This is a genomic window from Streptomyces sp. NPDC048361, assembly GCF_040651795.1.
GTDB lineage: Bacteria > Actinomycetota > Actinomycetes > Streptomycetales > Streptomycetaceae > Streptomyces.
The window spans coordinates 1-13,999 of record NZ_JBEZKW010000037.1; the positions used below are offsets into that span (position 1 = coordinate 1).

Consider the following 13,999-nt stretch of genomic DNA (forward strand, 5'->3'; position numbering starts at 1 on the left):
GCGTAGACGAAGACCGTGCGGCCCTCCACCGTGCCCCAGCCGGTGACCACACCGTCGGTGTACGGCTTCTTCGCCTCCAGGCCGAACCCCACCGCCCGGTGGCGGCGCAACTGCTCGACCTCGTGGAACGAGTCGGGGTCCAGGAGCAGGTCGATGCGCTCGCGGGCGGTCAGCTTGCCCTTGGCGCGCTGGGCCTCGGTGGCCTTCTCGCTCGGCCCGAGCCTCGCCTGCTCGCGCAGGACGTGCAGTTCGGCGACGCGCACCGCCGCGGTCCCCGGCGTCGGCTGCTCAGTAACGGTCACGGTCGGTCCCTTCCTCATCCGAAGTCGAAATGGAACGCGGAGCCCACGCGTGCGTCGCCCGCGCGCGGACCGCGTCCAGCAGGCTCGCCTGCTCCAGGCACTCCCCGGCGTCCGGCGACTCGACGGCGCCCGAGCGCACCGCACGCACGAACGCCTGCACCGTGGAAGCCACTTGGTCGTGCGGGGCCAGCGTCAGCTCGCGCGGGCCGTGCGCGTCCGTGATCCACACCGCCGGCTTGTGGTCGGCGGGCGGGGTGAACGCCGGCTCGACGCGGATCCGCCCCTCGCTGCCCCACAGTTCGTACGCCGAGCGGTACGCGTGCTCCATGCCGAACGCCAGCTGCCCGAGCACCCCGGCCGGCGAGCGCACCAGCACCGCACCCGACGTCTCCACCGCCGCACCGTCCCCGTGCTCCAGGGCGGCGCCGACGGCCTCCAGGCCCGCGCCCAGGAAGTACAGGGCGGCGCGCACGGGGTAATAACCGACGTCGAGCAGCGCGCCGCCACCGAGTTCGGGGCGGTGTCTGATGTTCCCGGCCGGCAGCGCCGGGATCGCGAACGCCGCACTGAACGCCCGGAGTTGACCGATCGCCCCGCTCGCCACCAGCTCCCGTACCACCGAGTGCTGAGGATGATGGACGAACATGACGTTCTCCATCAGGACCAGGCCCGAGGCGCGCGCCAGGCCGAGCAGCGCCTCTGTGGTGGGCCGGTCCGCGGTGAGGGGCTTCTCGGCCAGTACGTGCTTGCCCGCACGCAGCGCCCGGCCCGCCCACTCGGCGTGCAGGGAGATGGGCAGCGGAACGTACACCGCGTCCACGTCGTCCCGGGTCAGGACCGCGTCGTAGCTCTCCACCGCGGCGCAGCCGAACTGCGCCGCGACCTCCCGAGCGCGCCCGCCGTCCCGGCTCGCCACCGCCGTCAGCTCGATGTCCGGGTCGGCCGCCATGGCGGGCAGCACCCGGCGGCGGGCGATGTCGGCGGTGCCGAGGACGGCGATGCGCAGGGGTCGTTCAGTCATGCGTCAGATGTCCCATGGCGTTGAGGCAGGCAAGGAGCGTCCTGGCCTGCACATTGACATAGTGGCCGTGCTTGATCAGAGCCGTGAGCTGACTGACCGTCACCCACTGGTACCCCGTGGGCGGTTCGATCGGCGCTTGCTGCTCGTCCGCCTCGATAACCAGATAGCGGTTCTCCGCGTACAGGAACCGGCCGCCCTCCTCGGAATGGATGGCGTCGTAGCGGATGCGCTCGGGCGCCGCGTTCAGGACGAGGTCGAGGAAGGGCGGACGGACCTGGAGGCCCTCGAAGTTGTCCGGGGAGCACTGCACGGTGGGGGCCAGCTCGACCGTGTCGAGGAAACCGCCCTCGACCTTGGCGTTGGCCAGGACGTGCAGCACACCGTCGAACGAGCGGGTCAGGAAGGCGGCGACGCCGCGGCTGCACGGCTCGATCAAAGGCTGCGTCCAGCTGGTCACCTCGCGGTTGCCGGCCTGCACCTCGACGGCGACCACATTGAACCAGCGGCCGTCGTCCTTGCCGATGCGCGCCTCGTCACGGGTCCAGCCCGGCACGTCGTCCAGCGGTATCCGCTCGGCCTGCACGTCGTAGCGCGAACGCTCCGCGGTGAACCACGACAGCAGGTCGACGTCGGTGAGCAGCGCGCCGGCCCGCGGGTCGCGCGAGCGGGCCAGGGCGTGGTCGAAACCGTCCCCGCGGGCGGGCCCCGCGCTGTAGGCGGGCAGACAGGCCAGGACCGTACGCGAGTCCATGTTCACCAGGTTGTCCTGGTGCAGGAGATCGGAGATCTGGCCGAGGGTGAGCCAGCAGAAGTCCTCGTCGAGCGGGACATCGCCGTCCACCTCGACGATCATGTTGCGGTTGCTCTTGTGGTAGAACCACGAACCGTGCTCGGACTGGAGCACATCGGCGAGGATCCGGCCCCGCCCACTGCCCGTGAAGTACTCGATGTACTTCACGTCCGTGCCCTGGTGGACCTTGGTGTAGTTGCTGCGGGTGGCCTGCACCGTGGGGGAGAGCTGCAGCAGATTACGGTTGCCCGGCTCCATCTTGGCCTGCATCAGGAAGTGCAGTACGCCGTCGAACTCCTTCACCAGGATCCCGAGGATGCCGACCTCGGGCTGCTTGATGATCGGCTGGAACCATTCCTTGTGCGGGCCGTCGTCGGTGGTGACGTGCAGCCCCTCGACGCTGAAGAAGCGGCCGCTGGAGTGCACCAGGTTCCCGGTGTCCGGCTCGAAGGACCAGCCGCGCAGCTTGGAGAACGGGATCCGCTCGATGTGGAAGCAACCCGCCTTCCTGCGCTCGGCGAACCAGTGGTGGAACTCCCCGGTGGTCAGGAGTCCGCCGGTGGTGGCCGCGGACGCCGCGATCCGGTCGGCGACCGACACCGGCTCACGGGGCTGGACCACCGGCTGAAGCTCAGTCAGCTCCGCAAGTGTCGACGACATGTACGCTCTCTCCTCGTCAAGGGTGCTGGGGTTGAGGGGTGTCGCAGGACGTCACCAGCCGGCGACGAAGTCCCGGATCGAGGCCGTCATGAAGTCGGTGTGCTCGTCGGTCAGGCCGGGATAGACGCCGATCCAGAAGGTCTGCTCGGTGATGATGTCGGAGTTGGTCAGGTCGCCCACGATGCGGTGCGGGGCGTCCACGTAGGCGGGCTGGCGGGTCAGGTTGCCGGCGAACAGATTGCGCGTGCCGATCTTCCGCTCCTCCAGGAAGTTCACCAACTCCTTGCGCTTGAACGGCGCGTCGGGGTCGACGGTGATGACGAACCCGAACCAGCTGGGCTCGCTGCCCAGGGTCGCCTCCGGCAGGATCAGGTGCGGCACACCCTCAAGACCCTCGCGCAGACGCTGCCAGTTGCGACGGCGGGCGGCGGTGAAGTCGTCGACCTTGTCGAGCTGGGTCAGGCCGAGCGCGGCCTGCAGGTCGGTGGCCTTCAGGTTGTAACCGATGTGCGAGTAGATGTACTTGTGGTCGTAGCCGGCCGGCAGGGTGCCCAGCTGGTACTGGAACCGCTTGAAGCAGCGGTCGCTCTCGCCCGGCTCGCACCAGCAGTCCCGGCCCCAGTCGCGCAGGGACTCCACGATACGGGCCAGCGCCAGGTTCGAGGTCAGCACACAGCCGCCCTCACCCATCGTCAGGTGGTGCGCCGGGTAGAAGCTCACCGTCGTCAAGTCGCCGAAGGTGCCGGTGAGTTGACCGTTGTAGAGCGAGCCGACCGCGTCGCAGTTGTCCTCGACGAGGAAGAGGTCGTTCTCCTCGGCGATCTGCGCGACCTCGGCCACCTCGAAGGGGTTGCCGAGCGCGTGCGCGACCATGATGGCGCGGGTCCTGGGGCCGACGGCCGCCTTGATGCGCTCCGCGGTCGTGTTGTACGTCTTCAGCTCGACGTCCACGAAGACCGGGATGAGGCCGTTCTGCAGGATCGGGTTGACGGTGGTCGGGAAGCCCGCGGCCACCGTGATGACCTCGTCGCCCGGCTTGAGAGCGCGGTCCTCCAGGTGCGGCGAGAGGAGCGCCGACATGGCCAGGAGGTTGGCCGAGGAACCGGAGTTCACCAGGTGCGCCTTGCGCCGCTTCATGTAGCGCGCGAAGCGGGACTCGAACTTGCGGGAGCTGGTTCCGGCGGCTATCCGCATGTCGAGCGCCGCCTCCACCAGGGCCACCCGGTCCGCCGGCTCCAGGACCGCGCCGGAGGGCCAGATCTCGCTGACGCCCGGCACGAACTCACCGGACGGCTCCTTCTCCAGGTGGTACTCCCGCACCTGTTCGAGAATCCGTGCCTTGGTGTCACTCATTTTGGCTGCCTCCATGGTCGTCAGTCCGGCACGAAGCCCTCAGCGGTGATCCGACACGGCCATCGTCGTGGGGACGACTTGAAGGGCACTGGACAACGGCTCGCGATCGGTGCCGACCCGGGCCGGCAGGGCGCCGGCCTGCGCGTCGGCGCCACCACCGGCACCGACATCGGCCCAGGCGCGGTCGGCGTCGGCCCGCGCGTCGGCGACGATGGCGGCCCGTGCGTGCGCCAGCAGGTCGCGCAGCGAATCGTCCAGACTGCGCCGCGGCGACCAGCCGAGCAGTCGCCGTGCCCGCCCGATGTCCATGCGCTGCCACTCGGCCTCGGGCGGCCGCCCGCCCGCGCTCGGCGTCTCCACGATCTCGGCGGCCGCGCCCGCCAGCTCGGTCAGCCGCACCACCAGACTGCGCACCGAAGTCGCCTGCCCACCACCGATGTTGAACACCTCCCCGCTCACCTGGGAGCGGGCGGCGGCGAGCGCCGCGTCCGCCACGTCCCGTACGTCCACGAAGTCGCGGTGGGCGAGGAGCGGAGCGAGCCGCAACGGCTCCGGGGCCGAGGTCGCCAGATGGTGGGCCACCATGCCGAGCAGGCTCGCCCGATGGGTACCGGGACCCGACACGTTCGACACGCGCAGGACCAGACCCTCCGCCCGGCCCGCCGCCGCCGCGTCGAGCAGCGCCCGGGCCCCGGCCAGCTTGGAGCGGCCGTACGGGGTGACCGGCGCGGTCGGCGTGGACTCGGTGATCCCGGTACGCGGCACCGGACCGTACTCGTGCACCGAGCCGAGCTGTATGACCCGGGGCCGCGCCGCGAGCGGGGCGGTCGCCGCGACCAGGCGCTCCACCAGATCGGTGTTGGCGCGCGCCATGTCGTCGTCGCTGGCCTGCCACACCGCGCCCGCCGCGTTCACCACCACCCCGGCGCCGCGCTCGGCGAGCAGCGCCGCGATACGGTCCGGCGCGGCGCTCACCACGTCAACGGGCAACACGTCATAGGGAGTTGAAGGCGGACGGGTGGGCGCGCTGCGAGCGACACCGGTCACCGTCCAGCCCGCCGCGTCGAACACCTCGCAGACGTGCCGGCCCACGAACCCCGTGGCGCCGAGCACCACCACCGATCCGGCCGCGCCGCCTCTGCCGCCTGCTCTTCGGTCGTTCACCGACACCGTGACTACCTCCTGTATGCGCGGTTTGAGCGGCACTGTGGCGCGTGGCGCTCGGGGACCGCTGGACAGGTGGTCATGCGGCGCTACCGGAACTTGAGTACGGGCGCCTACCGTCCGCCACCATGAGGATCGAAGAGACCGCCGTACCGGACGCGTACCGCATCATGCCGAAGCTGCTGACGGACCCCCGCGGCAGTTTCCACGAGTCATACCGCTACGACCTGCTCGCCGCCGAGACCGGACACGAGTTCGTGCCGCGCCAGGTCAACTACTCGGCCTCCTCGCGCAATACGGTGCGCGGGCTGCACGGCGTGGCCATCCCGCCGGGCCAGGCCAAGCTGGTCAGCTGCGTGCGCGGGGCGCTGCTCGACGTGGTCGTCGACGTACGCCTGGGCTCGCCCACGTTCGGCGAGCACGTGACGACGGTGCTCGATGCGCGGGACGGTCGGGCGATGTTCGTGGCGGAGGGGCTCGCGCACGGGTTCGTGGCGCTGACCGACGACACGTGCATCAGCTATCTGTGCTCCACCGAGTACGTGCCCGGTACGCAGCTCGACCTGCGGGCGTTCGACCCGGAGCTCGGGCTTCCGTGGTCCCGGTGGCTCACGGGGGAGCCGGTGCTGTCCGAGAAGGACGCGGGGGCACCTACGGTGGGTGAGGCGGGTGAGCTCGGCCTGCTGCCCACGTATGCGCAGTGTGTCTCCCTCTACGGGAGGGGTTCGGAGCGCTCTCGGCATGCCGCCTAGCCGCTTCTGCGGGTAGCTTCTTCGGCCGCCGTCCGCGCCGGGCCACTCGCGCAGTTCCCCGCGCCCCTTGACTACTCGGTGTGGGCTCGCGTGGGCCACCTCAGCCCGTCCGGCGTCTGAGGACGAGCGCCTTTCGGGCGCGAACGGGGTCTGGGGCGGAGCCCCAGGATCCTGGACCTCAGCCCGTTCATAACCCCCGGAGGGTTTCGGGAAGCCCCGATGCTCGTAAGTAGGGGTTCTGTCCCGCACGACCTGATGCCGGGCGGGACAGCTTGTCAGCGCTTGCTAGTTGCCTGTTGAGCGGCGCATCACGGGCAGCTCGTCCCACTGCGGACCGTGGGCCAGTCCTGCGGCGTGGCCAGGGCAGCGTACAACGTGGCGCCGGGGCCGCTGGTGCTCTGTATCCAGCGGACAGCGACCGGCGCGCGTGTGAGCCGCCCCTTGGCGCGGCAGGCGTCGCACGGGAAGGGGCACGCAGGCAGCCGGTTGCCCGGCGGGATGAACACGACTCCCGACCGCACATCTAGAGCCCCGCCGAACGGCGTCCACCACCCTTCTGGGCTTCTCTCGTATGGCGTGCCCGTATACGGGTCACAGCCACCCCTACGCAACGCCGCCAAGCTCAGGACACTCACCGCTGCTTCTTCGCGGGGTGGGGATGGTTCCTGATTTCCGCCGCCGCGTCGTACGCCTCCCCGTACTCCTTGGCTTCACGGGCCCTGGCCAGCTCCGCCGCCAACGCCGTACAAACCCCACACCCGGCTACGGGTGCGCAGCCGTAAAGGTAGTCCTCCATGAACGCGGCCAGTTCGACAGCCGGTAGCGGGTAAGTCCGTGGTTCGGTCATCGCCGATCGCCATCCCCTCACGTGGTCCGATGGCAACCACGCTAGGAAGTGCGGAACCCCAACTCCCAGCCAATTGCGTCTGATTGCACGCGGATTATGTGAGGCAGTCGCGGGCCCGGAGGATCAGCGCCCGTGCTCTGTCGCCGTAGACCGCCATGTTGGCCAGCGTGGCGAAGGTGTCTGCGTACGCCTTTACCTCGCTGGGCTGCGTCAGTGTCAAGTACCCAGAGACCAACTCAACGTTGACTTGCGCATCGTCGTAGATCCAGAAGTTCTCAACCGGAAGTTGAGGGCGCTGCTGAGCCATGGGGACCACCCCGAGACTGACATTCGGTAGGCCGCACACAGTGAGCAAGTGCTCCAGCTGCTCCTCCTGGTCGTCCGCCGCGCTGAGGGTGTTGCGTAGTACGGGCTCCTCGATCAGGAACGCGAATAGCCGTTGCCCCTCGTGCAACACGCGCTGACGCTCCATGCGGGCGGCCACGGCGTCGGCCACATCGTCCGTTGTCACCCGTTGCCGCTGGATCGTGCGAAGCACGTCCTCCGTGTACTGGTAGGTCTGGAGCAGGCCGGGAAGGGCCCAAGAGCAGTACGAGCGGAAGCGGTGCGTGCGCTGATACAGCGGAAGGCGTTCCTCCTGCGACCGTTTCAGTCCGGTGCGTTCCAGCCGGCGCCACGTGAGCCACATGCCCTCAACGGCCCGCAGCGAGGCGATCAGGTCCCCCGCTTGGTCCCCGGCCCTGCAAGCCCGGCACCACGCACGAATGTCGTCCTCGCTGGGCTGAGCCTTCGCTGTCGAGATCCGCGACACCTTGGACGGATGCCAGCCGCACAATGCTGCGAGGTCCTTGCCCTCAAGCCCGGCGTCCTTGAACAACTCGCGTAGGCGGTCAGCCAGGACTTGCCGGGCTTGCTGGACGTTAGATGATGCTGATTGCACTAGACCGGCCGGTACTCCTCATGCGGAGTCGCCCGCTGCCAGATCGCTTCAAAGGCATCAGTGCACCAGGCGGCCAGCGGGGTATCCGTGACGTACTCCCGATCCATCAGCGCACCATCCCCACTGAAGTGGTGGAACAGGACCAACTCCCCGTCGAATACCCAGAAGTCCACGGCCGGAACGGCCACATCCTTCGCCCGGCGACGGGGTAGCCAGCGGACTATCTCCCCGGCAGCCACGTTGGTCACGGCGTAGTCATACTCCCAGCGCACGTACTCCGTCAGCGGCTCGGAGACAACCCGGGCCCGGCGGACGACCACGCCCCGCGAGACAGCGTCATGCACGGCATCGTGCCACCCCTCCCACCAGTCAGCGCGGTTATCCGCCGTGAACTTGCGGTGTCCCTCACGCCACGCGAGGAAATCAGGGTCTGTACTCGCGTAGTGGTCGCGGACCTCAAGGTGAATGGCTGTACGCCGGGCTTGAGCCAGTGGCTCACGTGCCGGGGGCTTCATCGGCGGCGTCTCCGTCCGGGCGCGGGATGTACTGGCGCATGACCTTGGGCAGGCGAATGATCGCTTCGTGATCCGGAACGTCCGTGCCGTGTCCGGGAATTGAGCCGATCTCCTGGCACTTCTTCACCTCCTCATCGGTGGCCCGGTACGACTGAATCAGCAGGTCTCCGCTGTCCTCGTCTAGCCAGATGGTTGGCGAGTCGTCCTTGCCGGTGTCCGGGATGATCCCGAGGAAACGTAAGCGCATGACCTCTCCCTGTGTCGATCCGATTGCGGCCGATTGCTTGAGCGTCGCCCCAGTGGACAGTCAGCGCAAGAGGGCATGCCCGTAGGGCACTTGAGAAAGCACCCCGGTACGACGAAACCCCCGCACCCGACGCCCTGGTGAGGGTGACGAGCGCGGGGGCATGTGTGGCCTTGGCTAGCCGGCTAGGACGTTGGTCAGCCGTGCGGCAGCCTTGCCACCGAAGAGGGCGAGGCCGCAGTAGAAGTCGATGCGGGTGCGATAGACGGGCTTGTCGTGGGACTCGCCGAGGTCGGTGGCCTGTACGCCGCCGTTGGTCAGTCCGCTCACTCCGGCGTCGGCCTCGGTGTGTCCGAAGCGTACGGCGTAGATGTCGCCGGTCTGCTTACCGCCCGTTCCGACCGTCAGCGGGAGCACGTCGGTACCGTCCAGCTTCTGCCCGGCGTCCAGCAGCGGGATGCCCTTCCACGTGACCGTGTTCTTTCCGGCGAGTTCGGCCGAGAGGAGCTGGGCACCGCCGAGCCGCCGGAACCCGGACTCAATTTTCGCCCGGAGAGCGGCGTTCATGTAAAGCGCCCCGTTCGAGCCGTCGATACCGCGCACCTGTGCGGCGAGTGTGTCCAACGCATCAAAGAAGTCATGCCCGTTGGTGATCGGTCCGAAGCCCTTCGCGTCCAGGACCTGACCGCTGAACAGGCGCTTGCGCAGCCCGTCGAACCCCTTCGGATTCACCTCTACGTCACCGTTGAAAAACTGGTCCGAGAAGTGAACGGAGGCCGCCTTGACCTTGAGCGTTTCCTGAATGGCCCGCTGATCATTGATGTTGCCACGCGTCTGCACGATGAACTTGTCCACGTCGGCGTCCCCGCCCAGGATGGCGAGCGTCTCGATCCGCTGGTTCAGCGTGCCCATGCTCTCCGGGTAGGCCTCATTCACGCCCCGGAACGAGACCCCGGGAAGGGTGGATTCCTCGTTGTAGCGGTAGGCGTTGCCCGCCACCGTTATCAGCGGGAGCCGGTCCAAGATCGGCGATTCCTGCACAACTGTTTCAATCACGCCGCGCTGAAGCTGGTCAAGGGAGAGCTTCGCGGATTCAGCAAGAGTCAAAGACATCATTAATTCCTTACTTGGTTTGAATAAAAGAAAAAGGCGCCGAAGCTGGACGCTGGCGACACCCACAGAAATGACCTAATGAGCCAGGCGAAAGAAACGCCTCCCTGCCGATCTTGGGCGGGAGGGGAGGGGAGTACCCCCCTGGTCGGAACGGTATTTATGTCCGAATTGGCTTCGAATTTGCGGAAGCCCAACCACCAGGTTGGCTTTTCGCGGTCTCGCGGTTGTGACAGCGAGTGCACAGCGGACGCAGCCTGTTGAACGCGTCCGGATCGGCGACGCTTTGCGCCACCAACTCACGCCGAGACAAAGGGAAGTGGTCCGCGACCACCGCCGTGCGACCGCACAGCAGACACCACGGATTGCGGTACAGGTACGCCTTACGGATGCGCTGCCAACGCGTCGTGTAACCCCGTTCAGCGCTCGTCCCGCGCTGTTGCTCGGCCTCGCGTCGGTGAGCTTCACAGCGGCCACCACGGGCGGTCAGCTCGGGGCAGCCGGGGACAGAGCATGGGGGGCGGGGTCGTCGGGGCATGGGGGATCACCTCCTGTCAAGGGGAGTAGTTGAGCGCGGCGCGGCATGTCACGATCGTGGAAGGTCGGCACCGCGCCTGACCTGAGAGGGGCAACTCATGCAGGTTTACAGTCAGTTGGCACCGCCCACGATCCCCGGGCCAATCACCAGCTGCACATGCGGTCCCGGCTGCTCGTGTGGTTGTCAGTCCGGCGGGCCCTGCCAGTGCGGCGGCTCCTAGGCCGATAGACGGATTTCATCCGCCCCGGCACATGCACTGACACTGTGCCGGGGCGGAGTCATGTCCGCGCAGCGCCCGCCAGTGGTCAGCTCGGGGCACCCGGGGACAGAGCACGGGGGGCGGGGCTTGCGGGGCATAGGGGATGACCTCCTGTCAAGGGGTCTGGCTGTGAGTGGCGTTGGCATGCCAAGATCACGCACGGTCCGTGATGGACCAACCGCAGAGCTACAGAGGGGCGAGACGAATGACTACCGAGGAACAGACGGAGTTTGAAGTGGTGCTCGTCAGCAGCGAGTCGAACATCAACGTCGCTAAGGAGATTCGCAGCATCACGGGCTTGGGCCTGCCGGAGGCAAGAGAGATGGTGGTCGGGGCGCCTTGCGTGATCGCAGGGAGCGTCCCGCGGAGCGTCGCCGAGGAGCTTAAGAGGCACCTTGAGAATGCGGGCGCCACGATCGAAATCCGCTGACACTGCGCGCCGCCACCCCGGTACAAGCGCCGACACTGTGCCGGGGCTGAGTCACGCCGCAACGCGGGCAGCTCCGAACTCCGTCCGCGTCTTCAGTCCGTGGCAGCCGTGGCACAGCACCTGAACGTTGCTGTCTATGTCCTCGCCACCGAGGGACAGCGGGCGCACGTGGTCCACGTCCACCCCATCCGCCGGGAAGTCGCCCAAGCACCAGTCGCACCACGCGGAGCCCCGTTCCTGCACTCGCCGGCGGAGCCGAGCGGCAGCGTCCCGGCGGTTGGCCCGTCGCCGTCCCCGTGCCCGCCGAGAGCGGACGTTCGGACGATCCTCGTAGGTAGCGTGGTGAGCCTTGCAGCGGCCCCGATGGGTCGCGGGCTCGGTGCAGTCGATACAGCGCATGTGCGTCCCCCTGATGGGTTGTTGTCGAGTGCCCGCCCCCGGAGTCGAACCAGGGAACTGTGCGGATTGCTTACGGATATCCCCGAGGGGGCCGGTACCGCGCTCCCCTGCCGTTGGGTCAGGAGGCTTAAACACCGCCCCATCCGAGCGCCTTTACTCCGGACGGACCAAGCGTTCCTTCGTGAGAGTGTCTTTGCGTGTCGCAGCGCCGTACCGGCCGCTCGCCGGGTAGGGCATGAAAGACCTGCGCGCCGCTTCATTGGAGGGGGCGCGCCCCTTTCAGTGAAAGGAACACAGCACTTATGTCTGAAGAGCCGTCTGTGATCGCGACCGGTTTCAACAACGTCAGCGGCGGTGGCATCCCGGTCGCGGGCGATATTGCCAGTTTGGTCAACCGCGTCATCAAAGCCGGACCGGGTGGGACCGTCACGCAAGACATGGTTGACCAGGCGAACAAGGTCAAGCCCGTTGTAGACAAGGCCAACGGCTGATCTCACCGCCACCTGTCCGCCAGTGGTGGCCAGGTGGGTACGTCCCGCCTCGCCGGCGAGGCTGGACAACGTGGGGACTGCGCGCGCTTACAACCCCTTTCGGCTCGCCCTGATGGGCGGGTTACTCGTGGGCGGTGCAGTCCCCGCACGCGTTGCCTCACGACCCCTGCGACCACCCCGGTAACGCGGGGCGCGTGGTGCACGGGCAACGCTGGTTCCGAGAGTCGGGCACTCAGTCCGCCGGATTCCCCCGTGGGGTGGGTGCGCGGTAGTCCCGCTCTCGGAAGTAGTGGAGAGCGAAGGTTTCCCGTGTCCAGTCGGACAGTCGGGCTCTCGCTCCCGGTCTATGTGGAGAGCGGAGGTTTCCCGGAGCCCCGAGGGGCTTGCAGGAAGGTCCCTTGCGCTCTCTTCCGGGCTGTAGTGGAGAGCGGAGGTTTCCCGGAGCGGAGTTCCGTGGCGGTGTGCCGAAGAGTGGTCCGGTCTCTCTTCTCTTATATTTTTTCTACGTGTTCTAAAAAATGGGTTGGAACCGTCACTCTGACACCGCCCTGCCTCGCTGTACTGCCGAGCCGGCGAGGGCCCACACGCCCGTGTACGGGCAGCAGAAAGCCCCGGCGGTCCGCGAGGACTACCGGGGCAGGGGCGGGCTGGTTGTACTGCATTTTCGGGCTCTGAGAACCGTGATGCACCAGCCCTAGCCCGCACACCCATGTTGGTACGGGGTGGGGCGAGCCTATCCGCCGTTTGGGGACGCCGAGGAACCCCGGCGGTCGCGAGGGACCACCGGGGCGTACTCGGTCTCAGACGTCCGTTAGGCAGCCGTCGCGAATGTCTGCGCGGCGATGTTGCGGTGTGCTTTGGCTCCGACGGTGGGGGTGTGGGCGGGCTGGTTCTCGGCGGCAAGCTCGGCGGCCATCGTCGCGTTCTCCTCGATGGCGGGGTCAAGGTGGCCGTTGATGGTGAAGTCCACGCGGCGTAGGTCGAGCGTTCGCCAGCCGCCGCGGGTTCCGCGCTTCACCATGAGTCGTGCCCCTGCCTCTACGAGCATCGTGCGCCGTGCCACGTTGTCCGCGTCGTTCCAGTCGTCGGCGTAGGTGCGTCCCGTGCCGATCACGTCGCGGCGGGGCTCGGTCTTCTCCCGTGTCTCCAGTTCGGCGAGGCGTGCGTCAAGGCTGTCTGCGTGTCGCTGCCATGCCGCGTGTGCGGTCTTGGACTTCTGGCGCCCCTTCTGGCTCTGGTGTTCCTCGAACTCGGCGAGGGTGGCGTCAATCTCGGGTTGCGGGTCGTAGCCGGGTATCTCTATGGTGCGGGTGATCTGTACGGGGCCGACCAGGCGTATGAACTCGGCGGTCACGTACTGGTCTGCCCAGTTCGCGCGCACAGTGGACGGGGCAGGGCAGTTCGATCCGTACTTGTAGGACGAGCAGACGTAGTAGCCCTGGTTCAGGTACATGCGGCCGTTGCAGCCGTCGCAGTGGATCACGCGCAGCAGCATTGAGCCGGAGTCCTTCCGCACGGGGGACGCTCGGCTACGGGCTTGGGGGCGAGCAGCGCGCCCACCTGGTCGAACTCCTCCCGGGTGAGGATCGGGGTTTCGGCGGCAAGGATCGGGTTGCCCTGGTCGTCGCGGACCGGGTTTCCGCGGTGCATCTTCCAGCCCAGGAGCGCGGGGTTCGTGAGCATCTTGACGATGGTCTTGTCCCGCCACTGTGCGGGCTTCCGCTTTGCAGTGGCGCTCTCCTCGGGCTCGGCTCCGCCGTTCTTCGTACGGGCCTTGTAGGCGGCCCAGTGCGCGGACGGGGACAGCACACCGTCAGCGTTCAGCATGCGGCAATGGCGAGGGGGGCGAGGCCGGCGAGCAGCGCGGCAATGATGCGCTCAATGACCTTGACCGCTACGGGGTCCGGAACGAGCGTCCAGCCGACCCCACCGTGTTCTTTCGGCATGGGGGCGGGGAGGTAGCCGTACGTGGTCTTGCCGCCGCCACGCCACCGAAGGGGCATCTTCCGCATGGCTGCCTGTGCGCCGGTCACGCGGTCGCTGGTGGACTGGGTTTCGACCTGTGCCGCGAACGCGAACATCATCATCATGAGTTCGCTCATGGGGTCCATGGGGTTGCGGAAGTCGAAGACGAGCCGACCGGTGCCGCCCAGACCCTCGGCGAAAACGATCATCTTGCGATGC

At 67.7% G+C, this 13,999-nt stretch carries 17 protein-coding genes; 3 read left to right on the plus strand and 14 right to left on the minus strand.

From position 1 onward, the window contains the following. The 5 genes from AB0D31_RS21395 to AB0D31_RS21415 all read right to left on the minus strand — a co-directional run. The coding region (locus AB0D31_RS21395; RefSeq protein WP_362725343.1) for a carboxyl transferase domain-containing protein at nucleotides 1-302 on the minus strand (302 nt) is incomplete at its 3' end. Beyond that, entirely contained in the window at nucleotides 289-1,323 is a 1,035-nt protein-coding gene (locus AB0D31_RS21400) for a Gfo/Idh/MocA family oxidoreductase (protein ID WP_362725345.1), read from the minus strand. The genes AB0D31_RS21395 and AB0D31_RS21400, both read right to left, overlap by 14 nt. Beyond that, nucleotides 1,316-2,773, minus strand: coding sequence for an NDP-hexose 2,3-dehydratase family protein (locus AB0D31_RS21405; RefSeq protein WP_362725348.1), 1,458 nt, complete (start codon nucleotides 2,771-2,773; stop codon nucleotides 1,316-1,318). Before AB0D31_RS21405 ends, AB0D31_RS21400 begins: the two co-directional genes overlap by 8 nt. Before the next feature lie 51 nt (nucleotides 2,774-2,824). Beyond that, on the minus strand, nucleotides 2,825-4,126 hold the full coding sequence (gene rfbH, locus AB0D31_RS21410) for a lipopolysaccharide biosynthesis protein RfbH (RefSeq protein WP_362725350.1): 1,302 nt from the start codon (nucleotides 4,124-4,126) through the stop codon (nucleotides 2,825-2,827). Nucleotides 4,127-4,165: 39 nt separating this feature from the next. After that, on the minus strand, nucleotides 4,166-5,296 hold the full coding sequence (locus AB0D31_RS21415; RefSeq protein WP_362725353.1) for an NAD(P)-dependent oxidoreductase: 1,131 nt from the start codon (nucleotides 5,294-5,296) through the stop codon (nucleotides 4,166-4,168). 122 nt (nucleotides 5,297-5,418) lie between these two features. Between AB0D31_RS21415 and AB0D31_RS21420 the strand changes: the two genes are divergently transcribed. Continuing rightward, a complete protein-coding gene (locus tag AB0D31_RS21420; RefSeq protein WP_362725356.1) occupies nucleotides 5,419-6,042 on the plus strand; it encodes a dTDP-4-dehydrorhamnose 3,5-epimerase family protein in 624 nt (207 codons plus the stop codon). A 631-nt stretch (nucleotides 6,043-6,673) separates the two neighbouring features. On the opposite strand, the gene AB0D31_RS21425 is transcribed toward AB0D31_RS21420, so the two are convergent. The 5 genes from AB0D31_RS21425 to AB0D31_RS21445 form a co-directional block, all read right to left on the minus strand. Then, a complete protein-coding gene (locus AB0D31_RS21425) occupies nucleotides 6,674-6,889 on the minus strand; it encodes a hypothetical protein (RefSeq protein ID WP_362725358.1) in 216 nt (71 codons plus the stop codon). A 94-nt stretch (nucleotides 6,890-6,983) separates the two neighbouring features. Next, complete coding sequence (locus AB0D31_RS21430; RefSeq protein ID WP_362725361.1) at nucleotides 6,984-7,829, minus strand: helix-turn-helix transcriptional regulator; 846 nt, start codon at nucleotides 7,827-7,829, stop codon at nucleotides 6,984-6,986. Beyond that, nucleotides 7,829-8,344: a DUF6879 family protein gene (locus AB0D31_RS21435; protein ID WP_359007036.1), complete on the minus strand. Its 516-nt coding sequence runs from the start codon at nucleotides 8,342-8,344 to the stop codon at nucleotides 7,829-7,831. Before AB0D31_RS21435 ends, AB0D31_RS21430 begins: the two co-directional genes overlap by 1 nt. Next, nucleotides 8,325-8,591, minus strand: coding sequence for a hypothetical protein (locus AB0D31_RS21440; RefSeq protein ID WP_359007038.1), 267 nt, complete (start codon nucleotides 8,589-8,591; stop codon nucleotides 8,325-8,327). The genes AB0D31_RS21435 and AB0D31_RS21440 overlap by 20 nt, the downstream gene beginning before the upstream one ends. 174 nt (nucleotides 8,592-8,765) lie before the next feature. Beyond that, complete coding sequence (locus AB0D31_RS21445) at nucleotides 8,766-9,701, minus strand: major capsid protein (protein ID WP_362725364.1); 936 nt, start codon at nucleotides 9,699-9,701, stop codon at nucleotides 8,766-8,768. A 999-nt stretch (nucleotides 9,702-10,700) separates the two neighbouring features. Between AB0D31_RS21445 and AB0D31_RS21450 the strand changes: the two genes are divergently transcribed. Further along, nucleotides 10,701-10,925 (plus strand): 50S ribosomal protein L7/L12, encoded by a 225-nt coding sequence (locus AB0D31_RS21450; protein ID WP_362725366.1) that lies wholly within the window; start codon nucleotides 10,701-10,703, stop codon nucleotides 10,923-10,925. A gap of 51 nt (nucleotides 10,926-10,976) precedes the next feature. On the opposite strand, the gene AB0D31_RS21455 is transcribed toward AB0D31_RS21450, so the two are convergent. Continuing rightward, complete coding sequence (locus tag AB0D31_RS21455) at nucleotides 10,977-11,324, minus strand: HNH endonuclease signature motif containing protein (RefSeq protein WP_362725369.1); 348 nt, start codon at nucleotides 11,322-11,324, stop codon at nucleotides 10,977-10,979. Between the two features lie 302 nt (nucleotides 11,325-11,626). Between AB0D31_RS21455 and AB0D31_RS21460 the strand changes: the two genes are divergently transcribed. Further along, nucleotides 11,627-11,815: a hypothetical protein gene (locus AB0D31_RS21460; RefSeq protein WP_362725372.1), complete on the plus strand. Its 189-nt coding sequence runs from the start codon at nucleotides 11,627-11,629 to the stop codon at nucleotides 11,813-11,815. A gap of 811 nt (nucleotides 11,816-12,626) precedes the next feature. Here AB0D31_RS21460 and AB0D31_RS21465 read toward each other — a convergent pair. The 3 genes from AB0D31_RS21465 to AB0D31_RS21475 are packed head-to-tail and all read right to left on the minus strand — an operon-like array spanning nucleotide 12,627 to nucleotide 13,989. Continuing rightward, nucleotides 12,627-13,310: a zinc ribbon domain-containing protein gene (locus AB0D31_RS21465; RefSeq protein ID WP_362725375.1), complete on the minus strand. Its 684-nt coding sequence runs from the start codon at nucleotides 13,308-13,310 to the stop codon at nucleotides 12,627-12,629. Continuing rightward, nucleotides 13,295-13,642 carry a recombinase family protein gene (locus tag AB0D31_RS21470; protein ID WP_362725378.1) on the minus strand — a complete coding sequence of 116 codons (348 nt, stop codon included), beginning with the start codon at nucleotides 13,640-13,642 and terminating at the stop codon, nucleotides 13,295-13,297. Before AB0D31_RS21470 ends, AB0D31_RS21465 begins: the two co-directional genes overlap by 16 nt. After that, complete coding sequence (locus tag AB0D31_RS21475; protein WP_362725380.1) at nucleotides 13,636-13,989, minus strand: hypothetical protein; 354 nt, start codon at nucleotides 13,987-13,989, stop codon at nucleotides 13,636-13,638. The genes AB0D31_RS21470 and AB0D31_RS21475 overlap by 7 nt, the downstream gene beginning before the upstream one ends. Nucleotides 13,990-13,999: the final 10 nt, after the last annotated feature.